This is a genomic window from Mycobacterium numidiamassiliense, assembly GCF_900157365.1.
Taxonomy (GTDB): Bacteria; Actinomycetota; Actinomycetes; order Mycobacteriales; family Mycobacteriaceae; genus Mycobacterium; species Mycobacterium numidiamassiliense.
Window position 1 is genome coordinate 1,207,642 of record NZ_FUEZ01000003.1, and the last position, 19,579, is coordinate 1,227,220.

At 67.1% G+C, this 19,579-nt stretch carries 21 protein-coding genes; 9 read left to right on the top strand and 12 right to left on the bottom strand.

Annotated elements, in window-relative coordinates; genetic code table 11:
* Both MNAB215_RS05645 and MNAB215_RS05650 read right to left on the bottom strand, forming a co-directional pair.
* On the bottom strand, nt 1–927 hold the full coding sequence (locus MNAB215_RS05645; RefSeq protein WP_077077826.1) for an SAM-dependent methyltransferase: 927 nt from the start codon (nt 925–927) through the stop codon (nt 1–3).
* Nucleotides 928–934: 7 nt separating this feature from the next.
* Complete coding sequence (locus tag MNAB215_RS05650) at nt 935–1,306, bottom strand: DUF3054 domain-containing protein (RefSeq protein WP_077077827.1); 372 nt, start codon at nt 1,304–1,306, stop codon at nt 935–937.
* Between the two features lie 42 nt (nt 1,307–1,348).
* Here MNAB215_RS05650 and MNAB215_RS05655 point away from each other — a divergent pair, with 42 nt between their 5' ends.
* From MNAB215_RS05655 to MNAB215_RS05665, 3 genes are read left to right on the top strand one after another with little or no spacing between them, the layout of a single operon-like run.
* A complete protein-coding gene (locus tag MNAB215_RS05655; RefSeq protein ID WP_077077828.1) occupies nt 1,349–2,533 on the top strand; it encodes an acyl-CoA dehydrogenase family protein in 1,185 nt (394 codons plus the stop codon).
* A gap of 6 nt (nt 2,534–2,539) precedes the next feature.
* Nucleotides 2,540–3,772 carry a serine hydrolase domain-containing protein gene (locus MNAB215_RS05660; protein WP_077077829.1) on the top strand — a complete coding sequence of 411 codons (1,233 nt, stop codon included), beginning with the start codon at nt 2,540–2,542 and terminating at the stop codon, nt 3,770–3,772.
* Between the two features lie 18 nt (nt 3,773–3,790).
* Complete coding sequence (locus MNAB215_RS05665) at nt 3,791–4,390, top strand: hypothetical protein (protein WP_077077830.1); 600 nt, start codon at nt 3,791–3,793, stop codon at nt 4,388–4,390.
* A 1-nt stretch (nt 4,391) separates the two neighbouring features.
* On the opposite strand, the gene MNAB215_RS05670 is transcribed toward MNAB215_RS05665, so the two are convergent.
* Together MNAB215_RS05670 and MNAB215_RS05675 are read right to left on the bottom strand one after the other, a co-directional pair.
* Nucleotides 4,392–4,742: a hypothetical protein gene (locus MNAB215_RS05670; protein WP_077077831.1), complete on the bottom strand. Its 351-nt coding sequence runs from the start codon at nt 4,740–4,742 to the stop codon at nt 4,392–4,394.
* 155 nt (nt 4,743–4,897) lie between these two features.
* A complete protein-coding gene (locus MNAB215_RS05675) occupies nt 4,898–5,158 on the bottom strand; it encodes a hypothetical protein (protein WP_077077832.1) in 261 nt (86 codons plus the stop codon).
* 630 nt (nt 5,159–5,788) lie between these two features.
* Here MNAB215_RS05675 and MNAB215_RS05680 point away from each other — a divergent pair.
* Entirely contained in the window at nt 5,789–7,174 is a 1,386-nt protein-coding gene (locus tag MNAB215_RS05680) for an NAD(P)/FAD-dependent oxidoreductase (protein WP_077078447.1), read from the top strand.
* Here the strand turns inward: MNAB215_RS05680 and MNAB215_RS05685 are convergent.
* The 5 genes from MNAB215_RS05685 to MNAB215_RS05705 are packed head-to-tail and all read right to left on the bottom strand — an operon-like array spanning nt 7,171 to nt 12,033.
* Nucleotides 7,171–8,391, bottom strand: a complete 1,221-nt coding sequence (locus MNAB215_RS05685) for an O-succinylhomoserine sulfhydrylase (RefSeq protein WP_077077833.1) — start codon at nt 8,389–8,391, stop codon at nt 7,171–7,173. The genes MNAB215_RS05680 and MNAB215_RS05685 overlap by 4 nt on opposite strands.
* Before the next feature lie 7 nt (nt 8,392–8,398).
* Nucleotides 8,399–8,815 carry a rhodanese-like domain-containing protein gene (locus MNAB215_RS05690; RefSeq protein WP_077077834.1) on the bottom strand — a complete coding sequence of 139 codons (417 nt, stop codon included), beginning with the start codon at nt 8,813–8,815 and terminating at the stop codon, nt 8,399–8,401.
* 19 nt (nt 8,816–8,834) lie between these two features.
* Nucleotides 8,835–10,049, bottom strand: a complete 1,215-nt coding sequence (gene purT / locus MNAB215_RS05695; protein WP_245830133.1) for a formate-dependent phosphoribosylglycinamide formyltransferase — start codon at nt 10,047–10,049, stop codon at nt 8,835–8,837.
* A 41-nt stretch (nt 10,050–10,090) separates the two neighbouring features.
* Nucleotides 10,091–10,738, bottom strand: a complete 648-nt coding sequence (locus MNAB215_RS05700; protein WP_077077835.1) for a PaaI family thioesterase — start codon at nt 10,736–10,738, stop codon at nt 10,091–10,093.
* Entirely contained in the window at nt 10,735–12,033 is a 1,299-nt protein-coding gene (locus tag MNAB215_RS05705) for an adenylosuccinate synthase (protein WP_077077836.1), read from the bottom strand. Before MNAB215_RS05705 ends, MNAB215_RS05700 begins: the two co-directional genes overlap by 4 nt.
* Before the next feature lie 80 nt (nt 12,034–12,113).
* Here MNAB215_RS05705 and MNAB215_RS05710 point away from each other — a divergent pair, with 80 nt between their 5' ends.
* The 3 genes from MNAB215_RS05710 to MNAB215_RS05720 are packed head-to-tail and all read left to right on the top strand — an operon-like array spanning nt 12,114 to nt 14,540.
* Nucleotides 12,114–12,785, top strand: coding sequence for a peptidase M50 (locus tag MNAB215_RS05710; RefSeq protein WP_077077837.1), 672 nt, complete (start codon nt 12,114–12,116; stop codon nt 12,783–12,785).
* Between the two features lie 44 nt (nt 12,786–12,829).
* Nucleotides 12,830–13,600, top strand: coding sequence for a site-2 protease family protein (locus MNAB215_RS05715; RefSeq protein ID WP_077077838.1), 771 nt, complete (start codon nt 12,830–12,832; stop codon nt 13,598–13,600).
* A 40-nt stretch (nt 13,601–13,640) separates the two neighbouring features.
* Entirely contained in the window at nt 13,641–14,540 is a 900-nt protein-coding gene (locus MNAB215_RS05720; RefSeq protein ID WP_077077839.1) for a cation diffusion facilitator family transporter, read from the top strand.
* On the opposite strand, the gene MNAB215_RS05725 is transcribed toward MNAB215_RS05720, so the two are convergent.
* On the bottom strand, nt 14,537–14,950 hold the full coding sequence (locus MNAB215_RS05725) for a DUF3151 domain-containing protein (protein WP_077078449.1): 414 nt from the start codon (nt 14,948–14,950) through the stop codon (nt 14,537–14,539). The genes MNAB215_RS05720 and MNAB215_RS05725 overlap by 4 nt on opposite strands.
* 44 nt (nt 14,951–14,994) lie before the next feature.
* On the opposite strand from MNAB215_RS05725, the gene MNAB215_RS05730 reads away from it, so the two are divergent.
* The gene (locus MNAB215_RS05730) at nt 14,995–15,843 is read left to right on the top strand and encodes an Rv0361 family membrane protein (RefSeq protein ID WP_077077840.1); all 849 of its coding nucleotides are present in this window, start codon (nt 14,995–14,997) and stop codon (nt 15,841–15,843) included.
* Here MNAB215_RS05730 and fbaA read toward each other — a convergent pair.
* Nucleotides 15,840–16,874, bottom strand: coding sequence for a class II fructose-bisphosphate aldolase (gene fbaA, locus MNAB215_RS05735; protein WP_077077841.1), 1,035 nt, complete (start codon nt 16,872–16,874; stop codon nt 15,840–15,842). The genes MNAB215_RS05730 and fbaA overlap by 4 nt on opposite strands.
* A 92-nt stretch (nt 16,875–16,966) precedes the next feature.
* Here fbaA and MNAB215_RS05740 point away from each other — a divergent pair, with 92 nt between their 5' ends.
* Entirely contained in the window at nt 16,967–17,659 is a 693-nt protein-coding gene (locus MNAB215_RS05740; RefSeq protein ID WP_077077842.1) for a DedA family protein, read from the top strand.
* Here the strand turns inward: MNAB215_RS05740 and MNAB215_RS05745 are convergent.
* Complete coding sequence (locus tag MNAB215_RS05745; RefSeq protein ID WP_077077843.1) at nt 17,615–19,576, bottom strand: acetoacetate--CoA ligase; 1,962 nt, start codon at nt 19,574–19,576, stop codon at nt 17,615–17,617. The two genes, MNAB215_RS05740 and MNAB215_RS05745, sit on opposite strands and share 45 nt — an antisense overlap.
* Nucleotides 19,577–19,579 lie beyond the last annotated feature (3 nt).

A 19,579-nucleotide genomic window follows, 5' to 3' on the forward strand; every position in this document is an offset into this window, starting at 1 on the left:
CTAACGCTCCTCGGCCCGGGGCATTCCGGACCGCGTCGCCGTCACATATCCAGGGACGATGGCGTCGTCGTGGCGGCCGCCACGCCAGCGGTCGGCCATCCCGACGGCGGCGAACACCTCGGCGACCTTGCGCTCGACCGGCTGCCACCCGTGGTCGGCCAGATAGGTCGGGACGTCGCTGTAGTCGCCCTGATAGACCAAGCCGGTCAGGTCGATGTCGAGCCCGAACTGCCGCCAGCGGTCCACGAATCCGCGGCTGGCCTCCAGCTGCAACGGGTCCCAGGCGGAGATGTGGTCGGCCGCGAATCGGCTCCCGGGCGCGCTGGCCGCCGTGACGTCCCGCAGCAGCCGCTCCTGCCCGTCCGGCGTGAGAAAGCCCACCAGCAGGCTCTCGGCAATCCACGCGGTGGGCGCGGCGGCGTCGAAGCCCACCCGCACCAGCGCTGCCAGCCAATCGTGGCGAAGGTCGACACCGACCGCGCGGCGGTTCACGGCCGGCTCGGCGCCGAGCCCGCGCAGCACGTCGGTCTTGAAATCGATGACGGCGGGCTGATCGATTTCGTACACCGTGGTTCCCGGCGGCCACCACAGCCGATACGGCCGGGTGTCCAGCCCGGACGCGAGGAGGACCACCTGGCGGATGCCCGCCCGCCCGGCGTCGGCGAGGTAGTCGTCCAGGAACCGGGTGTGCGCCCCGAGCACGGCGATGAGCCCGGTGGTGACCGAGTTGGCGCCGTCGTCGGCATACCGCTCGTTCTCGATCATCTGGGTGAAGTAGTGCACTCCGGCCGCGCGCACCAGCCGCTCGGCGAACGGATCGTTGATCAGTCCGGTGTTGGTGGCCACGGCCCGCGTGGCGGCGCCGAACGTCGCCGTCATTCCGACGCCGGAGGCCAGATCCCAGGTGTCGTCGTCGGTCCGGGCCATCGTCGGGTCAGACGTTGGAACGGCGCCGCAGGGCCAGCCCGACGGCCGCCCGCCACCCGAGCAGGAACACCGCGGTGACCACGGAGGCCACCACCACGAAACTCGCCGCCACACCCGCCGAACTGAGCTTGCGCAACAGCATGCCGATCACCACGGTGCTCAGCCAGACGACCAGCCCGGTGGGGACCACCGCCGTGGGCCGTCGCCACGCGCGGGCCGCCAGCCACCCGACGACGGTTCCGGCGAGAAACGGCCAGGCCGTGACGGCGACGCCGGTGATCGTGAGGCCTTCGGCGTGGCTGCGTCGTCCCACCGCGCAAAACACCAAAACGCCGATTACGTCGGCGAAAAGGTACGCCAGCCACGCCAGCCGTTGCATGCAGGCGAGACTACCGGGCCGCACGGTGGCAGGCTGAGCCCTATGAGCACCGAAAAACCGCCCGCGTTCGACCGAGACGACCCGCTGGGCCTCGACGCATCGCTGTCCAGCGACGAGATCGCGGTCCGCGACACCGTCAGGCAGTTCTGCTCCGAGCACGTCCTGCCGCACATCGCGGAGTGGTTCGAGGTCGGCGACCTGCCGGTGCGCGACCTCGCCAAACAGTTCGGCCAGCTCGGCCTGCTCGGCATGCACCTGCACGGCTACGGATGCGGCGAAGCCTCGGCGGTGCACTACGGCCTGGCGTGCGTCGAGCTGGAGGCCGCCGACTCCGGCATCCGGTCGATGGTCTCGGTGCAGGGGTCGCTCGCGATGTTCGCAATCTGGAACTTCGGGTCCGAGGAACAGAAGCAGCAGTGGCTGCCCGGCATGGCCGCCGGCGAACTGATCGGCTGCTTCGGACTCACCGAACCCGACGTCGGATCCGATCCTGCCGCGATGAAAACCCGTGCCCGACAAGATGGTTCGGATTGGGTGCTGAACGGCCGCAAGCTGTGGATCACCAACGGCTCGGTCGCCGACGTCGCGGTGGTGTGGGCGGCCACCGACGAGGGCATCCGCGGGTTCATCGTCCCCACCCGGACCGCGGGATTCACCGCCAACACCATCCACCACAAGCTGTCGCTGCGGGCGTCGATCACCAGCGAATTGGTACTCGACGACGTGCGGTTGCCCGCCGACGCGATGCTGCCCGATGCGAAGGGGCTGCGCGGCCCGCTGTCGTGCCTGTCCGAGGCGCGCTACGGCATCATCTGGGGGTCGATGGGGGCGGCCCGCTCCGCATGGCAGGCCGCGCTGGACTACTCGACCCAGCGCACCCAATTCGGCCGTCCCATCGCCGGATTCCAGTTGACCCAGGCCAAGCTCGTCGACATGGCGGTCGAACTGCACAAGGGTCAGCTGCTGTCGCTGCATCTCGGTCGCCTCAAGGACACCGTCGGGCTACGTCCCGAGCAGGTCAGCTTCGGCAAGCTCAACAACACCCGCGAAGCGATCGAGATCTGCCGGACCGCTCGAACCATATTGGGCGGCAACGGGATATCACTCGAGTACCCCGTCATTCGGCACATGGTCAACCTGGAATCGGTGCTGACCTACGAGGGCACGCCCGAGATGCACCAGCTGGTGCTCGGCCAGGCCTTCACCGGTAGCGACGCCTTCCGCTGACCCATCATGGCAATCGCGCGACGTCTGGTGGCAGCGGTGATCGCCGCGTTGATCGTGACGGGCTGCGGGCATCGTTCGCCGCCGGCCTCGTCACCGCCGGACTCCGCGGATCGTGCCAAGGCCGATGCCGTGCTGCGGGTCACGCAGAACTTCATGGCGCAGGCCCACCTGAAGGCCGTGATCGTTCGGATCACGGTGGACGGCAAGGAGATCGTCACCCAGGCCGTCGGGGATTCGATGTCGGGTGTGCCCGCCACCCCCGACATGCACTTTCGCAACGGCGCGGTCGCGATCTCCTATGTGTCGACGCTGCTGCTCAAGCTGGTCGACGAGAAGAAGCTGAGCCTCGACGACAAGTTGTCCACCTGGTTGCCCGACTTTCCGAACGCTGGCCGGGTCACGCTCGGGCAACTTGCGCAGATGACGGCCGGATACCCCGACTACGTCATCGGCAACCAACAGTTCGAAACCGGCCTGTATGCAAATCCGTTCCAGCAGTGGACAACTCAAGACATACTCGGCCAGATCTCCGGCCGTCCGCTGCTGTATGAACCGGGCTCGAACTGGAACTACGCACACACCGATTACGTGCTGCTGGGGTTGGCGCTGGAGAAAGCCACCGGTCGTGACATGCCGACCCTGCTGCGCGATGAGGTGCTCGGGCCGCTGGGCCTGAAGTCGACCGCCAACTCCGATACGCCCGAAATCCCCCAGCCCGTGCTGCACGCGTTCAGCTCAGAGCGGCGTGCGGCCCTCAAGATCCCCGCCGGGACACCGTTCTACGAGGAGTCGACGTACTGGAATCCGTCGTGGACCATCACGCACGGCGCCATTCAGACCACCACCATCTACGACATGGAGGCCACCGCGGTCGGAGTCGGCTCGGGCAAGCTGCTCACGGCGGACTCATACAAGAAGATGGTGTCGACCGCGCTGCGCGGCAAGACACACGCTCAACCGGGCTGCCCGACCTGCTTCGAGCAGAACGAGGGCTATACCTACGGCCTCGGGATCATCTCCTCGGGCGATTGGCTGATGCAGAACCCGTTATTCTCCGGATGCGCGGCCGCGGAGGCGTACTTACCGGCACAGAAGATCGCGATAGCCGTCGCGGTCACCTACGCGCCGGAGGCTTTCGACGACCAGGGCAACTACAGCAACCAGGCCGACATACTGTTTCGCAAGATCGGTGCGGTGATGGCTCCCAGCGAAGCCCCGCCGATGCCGCCGGGGAGATAACCAGAAGGAGTCGAGGTTATGCGGATCTCTGCTATCGCGGCATGCGCGCTGACCGTGGGCGCGTTGGCCGTACCGCCCACGGCGGTCGCCGACACGGGGTTACCGCCGATGACGCCCACCAACGGCGGCCCGATCATCGGCGGCGGCGGCAACGCACAGGCGATGTCGCAACAGCTCAAGAGCCTGAACGACGCAGGAGTTCAAGAGGTCGACGGCCCGGATGCCGCCCAATTCATCACCGCCGCAGCAGGTATCGCGAACCGAGACCTCGCCGGCCCCTTCATGGCGTTTCAGCGCGCCTTGAGCTGCCAGCAGAACAACGCCGGATTCGGGGCACGCGCCTACCGGCGCAATGACGGCCAGTGGGGTGGCGCCATGGTGGTCATCCCCAAAAGCGCCTACCCCGACACGGCTGCCATGAAGGCCTGCATCATGACCAACTGGCGCAGACCTTCCGCGGGCAGCACGACCGCGGCGTGCAACAGCGGCTGGACCTATCCGCCGCAACAGTTCAACAACAAGGGCGGCGACTACTCCGTCCTGCTCGCCGGCACCAACTCCGAGTTCTGCGCGAAGCTCAACGGCAACTATCAGGGCACCGCTTCGCCCTGGCCGTGAGTCACGGATGGTCTCCTATCCGGCAATTTCCGAAGAACGTCCCCGGGTCGCAATAAAGGCCAACCGGGGGCGGCGGCTTCGGCGGCGGGTTGTCCCCGTCCCAGATCATGTGAGAGACATTGCCCATTCCGGGCCACAGGTAGTAGTACGTGTGACACACCGTCGGGTTCCAGTCGTGCAGCGGGTCGGTGACGTGATTTCCGGTCGCCGGCAGGGGTTCTCCTGGGCACCAGTGTTTCGCCGGCCCCCAGTCGGTGGTGGGGTCGGCGTGGGCCACCGGGGTCAACCCGAGACCGGCCAGAGCCAGGCCACCCGACACCAGGGCCGTCGTCATGATTTTCGTTATTTGCATGGTGACCAGTCCATCCCGATTACGTCGCTACCGATCCCAAAAACGCCTGCACAGTCATGACCATGGCAGCCGCAGCTCAGTGCGAAATAAGAACGGACTCTGAGACTGGTGAGAGGGGAACGCTGGCGCACCGGTTCTTGCCGATGCCCTTTGCCTCAGATAACGGCGTGGCTAGCGCCCCCGCGCTGCTGCTGCGACGCCAAGTACTCGACCATCCGGCAAAGGTTGACGACAGCCGCGCTCAGCTTGGCGATGGTGGCGTCCCGATCTTCCACGCACGACTGCCAGTCGGGGAACTCCCGCGGCAATTTCTGGTTGTCTGCGTTGACGTGGATTTTCTGCTCGATTTGGTCGCACACGTCCACGAGGCTCAACGTTCCCGGCGCGCTGATGCTGGAGAACCAATTATCAGTCATGTCAGCCCACTACCACCGCTGCGATGCTTAAGTAGAACGCGGCGACCTTCACGTCATTTCCTCCTCCGGGTGTTGGCCTTGCGGCAGACACATAGGGCCTGCAGGTGCTGCATCAGCAGTTCGAGATCGCTTCGGCACCTGCGGCTGTCTTGCACGTGGATCCCAACACCGACGCCCGGCCACGCGATAGGGCACTTAGTCCCACAACCTCGATCCCACCAGCTCGCGGTAGCCGGCGCGCCAGCCCCGTTCCGGATCAAACACTTCCGCGTGGGCGCTTCCGTCTACGAATTGCTATGGCACCCAATGACTTTGGTCGACCAGAGCCACTGCAGCACAAGGAGATCAACGAGTTTTTGCCTTGCCGTGCGTGCCAGGCCGCGTCCAGCCGGCGGGGCCGCTGCCAGGGCCTGGGCCCGCCCCGCGGCACGCATACGATCGAGCAGAGCCCGCGACCGCTCGTCATCAAACGTGAGTTCGGACAAAAAACGGGTAACCGACACAAGCCGCAGGCCGGACGGCGAGGCGTCACGACCGCGACATCAAGGTGTTACGTGGAGTCGTGCGATGTACACGCGGTGCGGCGACTATGAAAACCTGAAGAGACGATCGGCACGGGAAGGGGACATCATGTCGCGCCATCGAGTCGTCATCATCGGAAGCGGCTTCGGCGGCCTGAACGCCGCCAAGGCACTCAAAAGGGCCGACGTCGACGTCACCCTCATCTCGAAAACGACCACCCACCTGTTCCAGCCGCTGCTCTATCAAGTGGCCACCGGCATCCTGTCCGAAGGCGAGATCGCCCCGGCCACCAGGCTGATTCTGCAGAGGAACAAAAACGTGCGGGTGCTGCTGGGTGAGGTCGACGACATCGACATGAAGGCCAACACGGTGACGTCGAAGTTGATGGGCATGGAGACGGTGACGCCCTATGACAGCCTGATCGTGGCCGCCGGGGCCCAACAGTCCTACTTCGGCAACGACCAGTTCGCGACCTACGCACCCGGCATGAAGACCATCGACGACGCGCTGGAGCTGCGCGGCCGGATCCTCGGCGCGTTCGAGGCGGCCGAGGTCGCTACCGACCCGGCCGAGAGGGCACGCCGCCTGACGTTCGTCGTCGTCGGCGCCGGACCCACAGGCGTGGAGGTGGCCGGACAGATCAAGGAACTCGCCCACCGCACCCTCAAGGACGCGTTTCGGACCATCGAGCCCACCGATTGCCGGGTGATCCTGCTCGACGCGGCGCCCGCGGTGTTGCCGCCGATGGGCGAGAAACTAGGTCTCAAGGCCAAGCAGCGGCTCGAAAAAATGGGCGTCGAAGTCCAGTTGAACGCGATGGTCGACGACGTCGACTACATGGGCATCACCGTCAAGGAAAAAGACGGCACGAAGCGCCGCATCGAATGCGCGTGCAAGGTCTGGGCGGCCGGCGTCCAGGCCAGCTCGCTGGGCAAGATCATCGCCGACCAGTCCGACGGCACCGAGGTCGACCGCGCCGGGCGGGTGGTCGTGGAGCCCGACCTGACGGTCAAGGGCCACCCGAACGTCTTCGTCGTCGGTGACCTGATGTCCGTGCCCGGCGTGCCCGGCATGGCCCAGGGCGCGATTCAAGGCGCGCGCTACGCCACGACATTGATCAAGCACGCGGTCAAGGGCACCGACGATCCGGCAACCCGCAAGCCCTTCGCGTACTTCGACAAGGGCAGTATGGCCACGATCTCCCGATTCAGCGCCGTCGCGCAGGTCGGCAAGCTGGAGTTCAGCGGGTTCATCGCCTGGCTGGCGTGGCTGGGGCTGCACCTGCTTTACCTGGTCGGCTTCAAGAACCGTTTCACCACAGTGATCGCCTGGTTTATAACCTTCCTGGGCGACGGGAGGAGCCAGATGGCCATCACCTCGCAGATGATGTACGCCAGGGTGGTGACGCAGAACTGGATGGATACGCAGGCACAGCAGGAACCGATTGTGGCAGGTGAACAAAGAGCAGCGCCGGCCGAACAGAAAGCCGGTTAGCTCAGCGCTTGGTCTATATCGGCGATCAGATCGTCGGTGCTTTCCAGGCCGACCGAGATGCGCACCACGCCGTCACCCAACCCGATCGCGGCACGACCCTCCGGTCCCATCGCCCGGTGCGTCGTCGTCGCGGGATGTGTGACAAGGGATTTGGCGTCGCCGAGGTTGTTCGAAATGTCGATCAGCCGCAGCTTGTCCAGCACCTCGAACGCCCGTCCTTTCGCCGCGCCCGGCGGGGCCTTGAGCTCGAAGGTGACCACCGTGCCGCCGCCGGACATCTGTCGCTTGGCCAGGTCGTACTGCGGATGCGACACCAGATACGGGTAGCGCACCCAACTCACCGCCGGATGACCCTCCAGGAACTCGGCGATCCGGTTGGCCGAGGCATTGCTGTAGTCAACCCGAACGGCAAGTGTCTCAAGGCCTTTCAATAAAACCCAGGCGTTGAACGCACTCATCGCGGGGCCGGTGTGCCGCATCAGTTTCTGCACCGGGCCGTCGATGTACTCCTTGTCGCCGAGGATGGCACCGCCGAGCACCCGGCCCTGGCCGTCGATGTGCTTGGTGCCCGAATACACCACCACGTCGACGCCGAGTGGAAAGCCTTGCTGCAGAAGGGGTGTGGCAAAGACGTTGTCCAGCACCACCTTTGCGCCCGCGGCGTGAGCGAGCTCGGTCACCGCGGCGATATCCACCAGCGATTGCATCGGATTCGACGGCGTCTCGAAGAACACCGCTTGGGTGGGCACCGACAGGGCCTGCTCCCATTGCGAGAGGTCGTCGCCGTCGACCAGGACGGTCTCGACGCCCCAGCGGGGCAGGATCTCGCTGCAGACCACGAAGCACGAACCGAACAGGCTGCGAGCGGCCACCAATCGGTCGCCGGCGGCCAGCAGCGCGCCCAGCGAGGTGAACACCGCGGCCATGCCGCTGGCCGTGGCGAAGGCCGCCGGCGCCCCCTCGATCAGGCGCAGCCGCTCCTCGAACATGCTCACCGTGGGATTTCCGTAGCGCGAGTAGACGAAGTGGTCGACGTCCCCGGTAAACGACTGCTCGGCAATGGATGCCGACGGGTAGACGTAGCCCGACGTCAGGAACATCGCCTCGGCGGTCTCGTCGAACCCGGACCGCAGCAGCCCGCCGCGCACTCCGATGGTGGCTTGGCTGACGCCGTCGGGCAGCGCTTTCGGTGTGCGAACCGAACCGCTATCGGTCATCGCTGCGTCAGCCCTGCTTCCAGGGCAAACCGAGTGCGCGCCAGCCGGTTCCCCCTCGGTGTCCCTGCTCGTCGAGATTCCCCTCGAAGCCGTCCAGCACGTTGTAGGACGGGGTGATACCCGCCTCGGTCGCGACCTCGGCGGCTCCGATGGAGCGATTGCCCGAGCGGCACAAAAACACCACCGGGCGCTCCCCCGAATCACTCGGGACCTGTTCCTTCAATTCGGCGAGGAAGTTCTCGTTGCGGCGCCCCGCGCTGGTGTTCCACTCGATGTAGACCACGTCGCGGCCCAGGCTCGATAGGTCGGGCACCCCGACGAATCGCCATTCCGCGTCGGTGCGCACGTCGACCAGGACCGCGTCGGGGTTGTCGCTGAGCAGCTTCCAAGCCTCCAGCGGCGTGATATCTCCTGCGTAGCTCATTCGCGTGAGTCTCGCATATTCAGCTGGGCTGCTGCGAACTCGCGGTCGCCGCACCCGACAGTGCGGTGGCCGAGGCGTGGGCGCGCTCGCGTGCGGTCGCCACCTCCGGGGCCGTCGCCACCGCCATACCCAGCCGGTCCGCCGACCCCCGCCCGAACACGCGAAGGTCGGTTTCCGGGACGCCGAGCGCACCGGCCAGCGCGTCGGCGCCGAGCGATGCCGCGGCCGGCGCGCGGCCCGGGTCACGGTCGATAGCGCGCGCGGCGGCCGGCGAGATCATCAGGGTGTCCACCGGCAGGCCCAGAATCGCCCGAGCCTGCAGTTCGAAGACCGAAAGCCGCTGGCTGCGCAGGGTCACCCAGGCGCTCTGCGCCAGGCGGGCGCTGACGTCGGCGAAATACACCTCGTCGCCGTTGATCATCAACTCGACGCTGAAGACACCGCGCCCGCCGAGCGCCTTGACGATGCGCGCGGCGATGGACTTGGCGGCGTCGGTCGCGGCCGGGCTCAGCAGTTGCGGCTGCCAGAATTCCTGCACGTCGGCGTGGGCGCCGCGATGACCGATGGGTGAGCAGAACTCGATCACCGGTCCGTGCGGGCCGTCGCTGCGAATTGCGAGCAGGGTGACGTAAAACTCGACCTCGACGACCGTTTCGGCCAGCACCCGCTGGCTGCCCTGCCCCGTCGCACGCTGCCATGCGGGCTCGACCTCGTTGGGGCCCGCGACCAGGGAGCGCCCCTGTCCGACCACCCCGGCCGCCGGTTCGACCAGCAGCGGAAACCCGGCGTGCACTGCCACCGAGTGCAGTTCGCCGACCGATCCGACGAACCAGAACGGCGCGGTGGGCAGGCCCAGCTGGTCGGCGGCCAGCCGCCGCAGGCCTTCCCGGTCGGCGGTGAGCCGGACGGTTCGGGCGCTGGGCACCAGCTCGGTGAGCTCGTTGTGGGGGCCGGCGGCGAACCCGTCGAGGGCGTCGAGGGAGACCGCGTCGGCGGCGCTCACGACGAAATCCGGCTGCAGTCGTTTGATCAGGGCCGACAACTCAGCGGTGTCGTTCAGCGCGAGCACCACCGATTGGTCGGCCACCCCGTGCGCGGGCGCGTCCGGATACTCGTCGACGGCGATGACCTCGGCGCCGAGATGCCGCAGCGCGACCGCCAACTCCCGGCTCAGCTCGTCGGACCCGAGCAGTATCACGCGGGGCCGCACCGGTTCGGGCTGTCCTTGAGTCACCAGCTAAGGATAGGTGCGTTGAAATTCTGGCCGACGGTTCGTCACGGCTGGCCGGGGAGTAGGCGCACCATCAGGCCGTTGGCCTCGGCCAACAGCGTGTCGTCGGTGTCGACCAGCTCCGCGGACACAAACGCCTTGCGGCCCTCGACGCTGCTGACGCGTCCCCGCACCACCAGCGGCACGTCGATCGGGGTGATCTTGCGATAGTCCACATGCAGGAACGCCGTCCGGCTGATCGGGCGCCCCGCTGCGTGCGACACCATCCCGAACATGTGGTCAAACAGCAGCGGCAGCACTCCACCGTGCACGGCCTTGTTGCCGCCGACGTGAAATCGGGTGAAATGGCCCCGCATTTCGACACCGTCGGGCGCATACCGCGTCAGCATCCACGGCGGCAGCAGCAGGCTGCCCATGCCGGGCAGGTCCGGCGTCCGCCCGGCCGGCGCCTTGCCTTCCCCGTCGGCCTGATACGGCTCGAGCAACTCCACCAGCGCCGCGACACGATCGGCAGCGTCGTCCCAGAGTTCGTCGCCGGGGTCCGCCGACACGGCGAGGTCCTGCAGCCGACGCATGCCCTCCACGAACCGCTTGAATCCCGGGCCCGGGCTGGCCGGCCCGTATTCGGGAAAGCCGCCGTGGTGCTCGTAGTCTGGGTCGAGGTCTTTCGGATCGGTGTCGGAATCCGTCACGGACGGGCCGCCAGGACGTCGCGGCGCACGATGGTCTGATCGCGCCCCGGGCCGACACCGATACACGAAATGTGTGCTCCGCCAAGCTCTTCCAGACGCAGTACATAGTCGCGCGCCTTGGCGGGCAGGTCGTCGAACTGACGTGCGCCGGAGATGTCCTCCCACCAGCCGGGCAGCTCCTCGTAGATCGGTTCGGCCCGGTGCAGATCGCTCTGCGTCATCGGCATTTCGTTGGTCTGCACACCGTTGATCCGGTACCCGACGCATACCGGCACGGTCTCGAGGCTGGACAGCACGTCGAGCTTGGTGAGGAAGTAATCGGTGATGCCGTTGACCCGGGTCGCATAGCGGGCGATGACGGCATCGAACCAGCCACAGCGGCGGCGCCGTCCGGTGGTGACCCCGAATTCGCCGCCCGTCTTGGACAGGTATTCGCCGTTCTCGTCGAACAACTCGGTCGGGAACGGGCCCGAACCCACCCGGGTGGTGTAGGCCTTGAGAATTCCCAGCACGGTGGTGATCCTGGTGGGCCCGATGCCCGAGCCGACGGCCGCGCCACCCGCCGTCGGATTCGACGACGTCACATACGGATACGTGCCGTGGTCGACGTCGAGCAGCGTGCCCTGCGAGCCCTCCAACAACACGGTCTCACCGGCCTCCAGCGCCGCGTTGAGCAGCAGCCGGGTGTCGGCGATTCGGTGCCGGAATCCGTCGGCCTGCGCCAGCAGCGCCTCGACGATGTGTTCGGGGTCCAGCGCCTTGCGGTTGTAGATCTTGACCAGGATCTGGTTCTTGAGCTCCAGCGCCGCCTCGACCTTCTGAGTGAGCAGCTCGGGGTCGAGCACGTCGGCGACCCGGATCCCCATCCGGGCGATCTTGTCCTGGTAGCACGGGCCGATGCCGCGGCCGGTGGTGCCGATCTTCTTGTTGCCCATGTAGCGCTCGGTGACCTTGTCGATGGCGACGTGGTACGGCAGCAGCAGATGCGCGTCGGCCGAAATCAGCAGCTTCGAGGTGTCCACCCCGCGGTCCTCGAGGCCCTCGAGCTCGTCGAGCAGCACGGCGGGATCCACCACCACGCCGTTGCCGATGACGTTGGTGACGCCCGGTGTCAGTACGCCCGACGGAATGAGGTGCAGCGCGAAGTTCTCGCCGGTGGGCAGCACAACGGTGTGTCCGGCGTTGTTGCCGCCCTGGTAGCGCACCACCCACTGCACGCGGCCGCCGAGCAGGTCAGTCGCCTTACCTTTGCCCTCGTCGCCCCATTGAGCGCCGATGAGGACTATTGCCGGCATGACATGCTCCCGCCTGGTTTCGCCTGCTTATTGTGGTCCAGCCGGGGACCAACCATATCCCAGCAGGTCGCGAGGAGCCCATGAATATCGCCGCGGACACCGCCAGCGTGGCGGTGTTGTCGTTCGGCGGTGCGCGGGTCCCGGTGGCGCTGCGCGACCTGCCTGTTCACCGCAGCCAAAGCCCGGGCGACCCCGAAGGCATCGACGTCGCGATCGGACCCTACCGGCGGCTGGTGGTGCTCGGCGCCGACGCCGACCTGGCCGCGGTGCTGAGCAGGCTGTTGCGTGCCGAGCGACTCGACGTCGAAGTGGCCTACGTGCCGCGCCGCCGCACCCCGGCCACCCGCATCTACCGGCTGCCGGCCGGACGCCGCGCGGCCCGGCGCGCGGTCAGCGGTGCGGCCGGCCGGGTCACCCTGATCCGCGACGAGACCGGCTCGGCGATCGTGGGGCGGGCCAGCTGGCGCGCGCCCGACGATCGGCAACGGCTGCACGGCGAGGCGGTCGTCGACGACACCCAGCTGTTCGACGGCGACGTGCCCGGGGTCCGCATCGAGCCGACACTGGCCGTGCCGGGCCTGCGGGCCTCAGTCGACGGGGCGCGCCGGGTCTGGCGGCGCTGGATCCCCGGCCGCGCCGTCCAGCTCGGCTGCACCGGCGTCGTGGTGGTGCGCGACGGCGTCGCCGCGCCGCGTAGCGCGCGGAGGTCGACGTTTTACCGCCACGTCGAAGGTTGGTTGTCGGTTCGGTAGTTTCATCCGGTGAGCTTCCCGTCGGGCGATTTCCGTTGAAGGACATGAGGGCGCAGGGCTCGGTGCGCCCCAGCCCCATTTTTTTGGCGCTGCTCGGCGTAATGGCCGTCGGCGGTGTGCTGGCCTGGCTGGCCGGGGCGAGCGCCCGCCCGCTGGCCTACGCCGGGGTGTTCGTCTTCGTGATCGCAGGCTGGCTGGTGTCGCTGTGCCTGCACGAATTCGGACACGCCGCGACCGCGTGGCATTTCGGCGACCGCGACGAAGCGGTGCGGGGCTACCTGACGCTGGATCCGCGGCGCTACGCCAGTCCGGCGCTGTCGCTGATCATGCCGATGGTGTTCATCCTGCTAGGCGGCATCGGCCTGCCGGGTGCCGCGGTGTATTTGCGGACGTGGTTCATGACGCCGATGCGCCGCACCCTGGTCAGTCTCGCCGGCTCGGCCGCCAACCTGGTTCTTGCCGCGCTGCTGCTGGCACTGACCCGGGCATTCTTCGACCCGAACCACTGGGTGCTGTGGGCCGGCGTGGCATTTCTGGGCTTTCTGCAGATCATGGCGGTGGTGCTGAATCTGCTGCCCATCCCGGGCCTGGACGGCTACGACGCATTAGAGCCGCATCTGAGCCCGGAGACGCAGCGCGCCGTGGCCCCGGCCAAGCAGTACGGCGTGTTCATCCTGCTGTTTTTGCTGTTGGCGCCCGCGGTCAACCGGTGGCTCTTCGGCGTCGTCGACTGGATCTTCGCCTTCTCCGGGGTGCCGCCGTTGCTCGCGAACGCCGGCGACTCGCTGACCCGCTTTTGGAGCCAGTGGTTCTGACGGTTGCGATACATGCGTTAGTACGCATATATTATGCCCCATGGGCGCCGGACACAGTCACACCCCCGCCGAGGCCGACGCGTCTCGGATGATTCCCCGCATGATCATGGCCGCAGCGATCCTGGCGGCGTTCTTCGTGGTGGAGCTGACCACCTCGCTACTCATCAATTCGCTTGCGCTGCTTGCCGATGCCGGGCACATGCTGACCGACGTCGTGGCCGTGTTCATGGGCCTGGGCGCCGTCGTTCTGGCCAAGCGCGGCAGCACCTCCCCCGACCGCACCTACGGCTGGCATCGCGCCGAGGTGTTCACCGCGGTGGCCAATGCCGGGCTGCTGGTCGGCGTCGCCACGTTCATCCTTTACGAAGCCATCGAACGGATCGGTAAGGGAACGGAGATCCCCGGCGTCCCGATGGTCGTCGTGGCGCTGGCCGGCCTGGTCGCCAACTTCGTAGTGGCAATGCTGCTGCGGTCGCACTCCGAGGGCAGCCTCGCGGTCAAGGGCGCCTACATGGAGGTCGTCGCAGACACCGTCGGCAGCCTGGGCGTTCTGATCGCCGGGATCGTCACGATCACCACACACTGGCCCTACGCCGACGTGGTGGTCGCCATCCTGGTCGCGATCTGGGTGCTGCCCCGCGCGATCTCACTGGCCCGCGCGGCGCTGCGGATCCTGTCGGAGCAGTCGCCGGCCCACATCGACGTCGAGGAGCTACGGTCGGCGCTCGGTGCCGTCGACGGCGTGACCGAGGTGCACGACCTGCACGTGTGGACGCTGTCGCCCGGCAAGGACATGTGCACCGCGCACCTGACCAGCTCCACAGACTCCGCCCGGGTGCTCGAAGACGCGCGCGCGGTGCTGCATGAGCGGGGGCTGGATCACGCCACCGTGCAGATCGAATGCCCGAGCGGCAACAGCGACTGCGCGGATACCTTCTAGAGCCCCAGCGCTTTACGGGCCTCGGGGTCGCAATCGTCGAGCAGGTCCAGGCAGCGCCGATACTCGTCGGTCTCACCGATCGTGTCGGCCGCGCGCGCCAGCGCCGCCACACAGCGCAGGAAGCCGCGATTGGGTTCGTGTGCATACGGCACCGGGCCGAAGCCCTTCCAGCCGTTGCGGCGCAACTGGTCGAGGCCGCGGTGGTAGCCGGTGCGGGCATAGGCGTAGGCGGTGATGGCTTTGTCGTCGGCCAGCGCCTCCTCCGCCAGTGCCGCCCAGGCCACCGACGCCGACGGATGCGCGGCGGCGACGATGCCCGGATTTTCGTTGGCCAGCAGTTCCGCTTCGACGTCACTGTCGGCGGGAAGCAGGATCGGATCAGGTCCTAGGAGGTCACCCATCGGCGTCATGGCTTCCATTCTGCCGTTGCGCCTCGGGTCGCTAAGCTCCAACCATGCCTAACCCACCGGAGCCCGACCACGGCCCCGCGTCGCCGGGTGAGGAGCCGGGCCTTGATCAGGCCGAAGAGGCAACCGAGAGCTACCCGCTGGTGCCGCCCGACCCCGAGACCGAGACCGTGGTGATCAAGCCCGATCCGGACCACGAGCAGGATGACACCCCGGAAGGTCAGCAGCCCGAACGCCGGTTCACCGCTCCAGGTTTCGACGCGAAAGAGACGGCGATCATCGCCACTGCGGCCGATCCCGTCACCGAGGTGTTCGCCACAACGCAGGGCCAGCCGCCACCACTGGGCCACCCCCCGCCACCCGGACAGCCACTGCCGCCGGGGACCCCTAAATCTGCTGTGCCACAATCGATTCCGGGCCGAGAAGGCGGGAAGCTGCGGTCGGTATCCAAGAGTTTCAACTGGGGCTGGGTCCTGGCGATTACGGTAATTGTGTTGGCCCTGGCGGCCATCGCCATTCTGGGCACTGTGCTGCTGACCCGCGGCAAGCACGCGAAGGTTTCCCAGGAAGACCAGGTACGCCAGACCATCCAGCAGTACGACGTCGCCGTGCAGCGGGGCGACCTGACCGCACTGCGCGGGATGACCTGCGGCACCGCCCGCGACGGGTACGTGGACTACGACGAACGCGCGTGGGATGAGACATACCACCGGGTTTCGGCGGCCAGGCAGTACCCGGTGATCGCCAGCATCGACCAGGTCGTCGTCAACGGCCAGCACGCCGAGGCGAACATCACCACGTTCATGGCCTACGACCCGCAGCTGCGCTCGACGCGCAGCCTCGACCTCCAGTTTCGCGACGACCAATGGAAGATCTGCCAGGCCCCCAGCGGCTAGACCCCCACCGACTTCCCGGCGCAATGCAGGTCGTTGCAGGCCTCGATGACGCGCTCGGTCATCGAGGCTTCGGCCTTCTTGAGGTAGCTGCGCGGGTCGTAGAACTTTTTGTTGCCGACCTCGCCGTCGATCTTGAGCACGCCGTCGTAGTTGGCGAACATGTGGCCGGCGAGCGGACGCGTGAACGCGTACTGGGTGTCGGTGTCGACGTTCATCTTCACCACTCCGTAGCGCAGCGCTTCTTCGATCTCCGACTTCAGCGACCCCGAGCCACCGTGGAAGACGAAGTCGAAGGGCTTGGCACCGTCGGGCAGTCCGAGCTTGGCGACCGCGACCTTCTGGCCCTCATCGAGGATGTCGGGGCGCAGCTTGACGTTGCCGGGCTTGTAGACGCCGTGCACGTTGCCGAACGTCGCGGCCAGCAGGTACTGGCCGTGCTCGCCGTGGCCCAGCGCGTCGATGGTCTTCTCGAAGTCCTCCGGGGTGGTGTAGAGCTTGTCGTCGATGGCGCCCTCGACGCCGTCCTCCTCGCCGCCCACGACGCCGATCTCGACCTCGAGGATGATCTTGGCCGCCGCGGCCGCCTTGAGCAGCTCCTTGGCGATGGCGAGGTTCTCGTCGATGGGCACCGCCGAGCCGTCCCACATGTGCGACTGGAACAGCGGGTTCTTGCCCGCCGCGACCCGCTCGGCCGAGATCGCCAGCAGCGGGCGCACATAGGTGTCCAGCTTGTCCTTCGGGCAGTGGTCAGTGTGCAGCGCGACGTTGATCGGGTACTTGGCCGCGATGACGCGGGTGAACTTGGCCAGCGCGACCGCGCCGGTCACCATCTCCTTGACCCCGAGCCCGGACGCGAATTCCGCGCCACCGGTGGAGAACTGGATGATGCCGTCACTGCCCGCGTCGGCAAAGCCCTTGATGGCGGCGTTGACGGTCTCCGAAGAGGTGCAGTTGATGGCCGGGAAGGCGTACGAGTTCTCTTTGGCGCGTCCCAGCATCTCCGCGTAGATCTCGGGTATTGCGATGGGCATGAGGCTCCTCCTGGAAAGACTGAAGTCGCATCAGTATCGCAACTCAGCGCGGACCGTGGGCAGTCGGCCGGGGACCGGTATGTTGTGACCTCATGAGCACCGCCGTGTCGGCCTTGCCCAACATCCTCGACCCGATGTTCTGGATTGGCCCCCAGGGCTTGTTCGCATCGGCGGTGCTGCCCACCATTCTCGTCATCGTCTTCGTCGAGACCGGCCTGTTGTTTCCGCTGCTGCCCGGCGAGTCACTGCTGTTCACCGGCGGCCTGCTGGCCGCGCACGGGACGATGAACATCTGGGTGCTGGCCCCCTCCGTCGCGGTCGTCGCGATCCTGGGCGACCAGACCGGGTATTTCATCGGCCGCCGAATCGGGCCGGCGCTGTTCCGCAAGGAGGACTCGCGCTTCTTCAAGAAGCACTACGTCACCGATTCCCACGCCTTCTTCGAGAAGTACGGGCCGTGGGCCATCATCCTGGCCCGCTTCATGCCGTTCATCCGCACGTTCACGCCGGTGGTCGCCGGGGTGTCGTACATGCGTTATCCGGTGTTCCTGGGATTCGACATCGTCGGCGGCACACTGTGGGGTGGCGGCGTCACGGTGGCCGGCTACTTCCTGGGCAACGCGCCGTTCGTGCACCAGAACCTGGAAAAGATCATCCTGGTCATCCTGTTCGTGTCGATGTTGCCGGCGTTCATCGCGGCAGGACGCGCCTACCTGGCGCGCCGTCGCACCGACGAGGAATCAGGAGACCGTAGTTCGCCGGTACTGAACGAAACCATCGAATAGCTCGGGTCGGTCGACCGAACTCGCCTGCACGGCATCGGACGGAGCGGTGCCCAGCAGAATCCGCTTGATCGGGATTTCCAGCCGCTTGCCGGTCAAGGTGCGCGGGATACCGGGGACCACGAGGATGTCGTCTGGCACGTGGCGCGGTGAGGCCCCGTTCCGGATGGCCGTGACGATCCTCGACCGCAGTTCCTCGTCCAGCTCGACGCCGTCGGCCAGATCGACGAACAGCGGCATCCAGTAGCCACCGTCGCTCTGCTCGATGCCGACCACCACGCAGTCGCGCACCTCCGGCATGCGCTCCACCGGCGCGTAGATGTCTGCGCTGCCCATCCGGACACCGAGCCGGTTCAAGGTGGCATCCGAACGGCCGTGCACCACAACGGATCCCCGGTCGGTGATGGTCAGCCAGTCGCCGTGACACCAGATGCCCGGATACTTGTCGAAGTAGGCCGCGCGGTAGCGGCTGCCGTCGGCGTCGTCCCAGAAGAACACCGGCATCGACGGCATGGGCTTGGTCAGCACCAGCTCGCCCTCTTCCCCGATGACCGGGTTGTGTTCGCCGACCCACGCCTCGATGGCGGCGCCCAGGCAGATGCAGTTGAGTTCGCCCGCGACGATCGGCATCGTCGGGCTGCCACCGATGAACGCCGTGCAGACATCGGTGCCGCCGGACATCGAGATCACCGGAACCCGCCGGCCCAGTCCTTCCTGCACCCAGCGGAACGCCGAACCCGGCAGCGGTGAACCGGTCGAACCCACCGCGCGCACCGCGTCGAGCCGATACGACTTGCCCGGGCGCAGCTCCTCTTTGGCGCAGGCCAGCAGGTAGCCCGCCCCGGCGCCCAACACCGCGACCCCGGCGTCGGCGGCCACCCCGAAGAGAGCGTCGGTGGTCGGGTACGTCGGGCAGCCGTCGTACAGCACGATGGTGGTGTCGACGAGCAGCCCGGACACCTGCAGGTTCCACATCATCCAGCTGGTCGACGAGTACCACAGGAAGCGCTCGCCGGGGTGCAGGTCCAGTTGCAGGCTCAGGTACTTGAGGTGCTCGAGCGTCGCGCCGCCGTGGCCGTGCACGATGCCCTTCGGCTTGCCGGTGGTTCCCGACGAGAACATCACCCAGAGCGGGTGGGCGAATCCGACCGGCTCGATTTCCAGTGGAGCATCCGCGGCCACCGCCGTGGCCCACGAAACCACTTGCGCCGCTTTGTCTTCGAAGTCCAAGCCCAGCCGCGGCACCACCACCGTGGCCCGCAGCGTCGGCATCGCCTCGCGGATCGCGGCCGTTTCGCTGCGCCGGTCGATACGCTTGCCGGCGTACAGCGACCCGTCGGTCGCGACCAACACGGCGGGCTCCACCTGGCCGAGCCTGGCGATCACGCCGTCGACGGAGACGTCCTGGTTGCACACCGCCCAGATCGCGCCCACGCTCGCTGCGGCCAGTGCGGCGACGACGGCCTCTCCGACGTTGGGCAGGTAGCCGACGACGGCGTCACCGGATTGCACGCCGAGGCCGCGCAGATAGGCCGCGAACGCGGCCGTCTCCCGCTGCAGCCGGGCCCATGACCACTCGGTTGAGCCATCCTCACCTGCGACGATCATGGCGGGGCGCTCGTCGGTGGCATGCCGGAAGATCTCGCCGGCGTAGTTGATCGTGGCGCCGGGAAACCACTGCGCGCCGGGCATCGTCGGGTCGGCCAGCACCGCGGTCGGAGGGCTGTCCGCCTCGATGTCGTAGAAGTTCCACACGGCGTCCCAGAACCATGCGACGTCGTCCACCGACTTCGCCCACAGCTCTTGGTAATCGGCATACTGGCCGCGCCCGGTCTCGGCCAGCCAGGACTGGAAGCGGGTCAGGTTCGCCGCGGCCACCGTCGCTTCGTCAGGGGTCCAGCCGCCATCGAACTCGCTCATGAT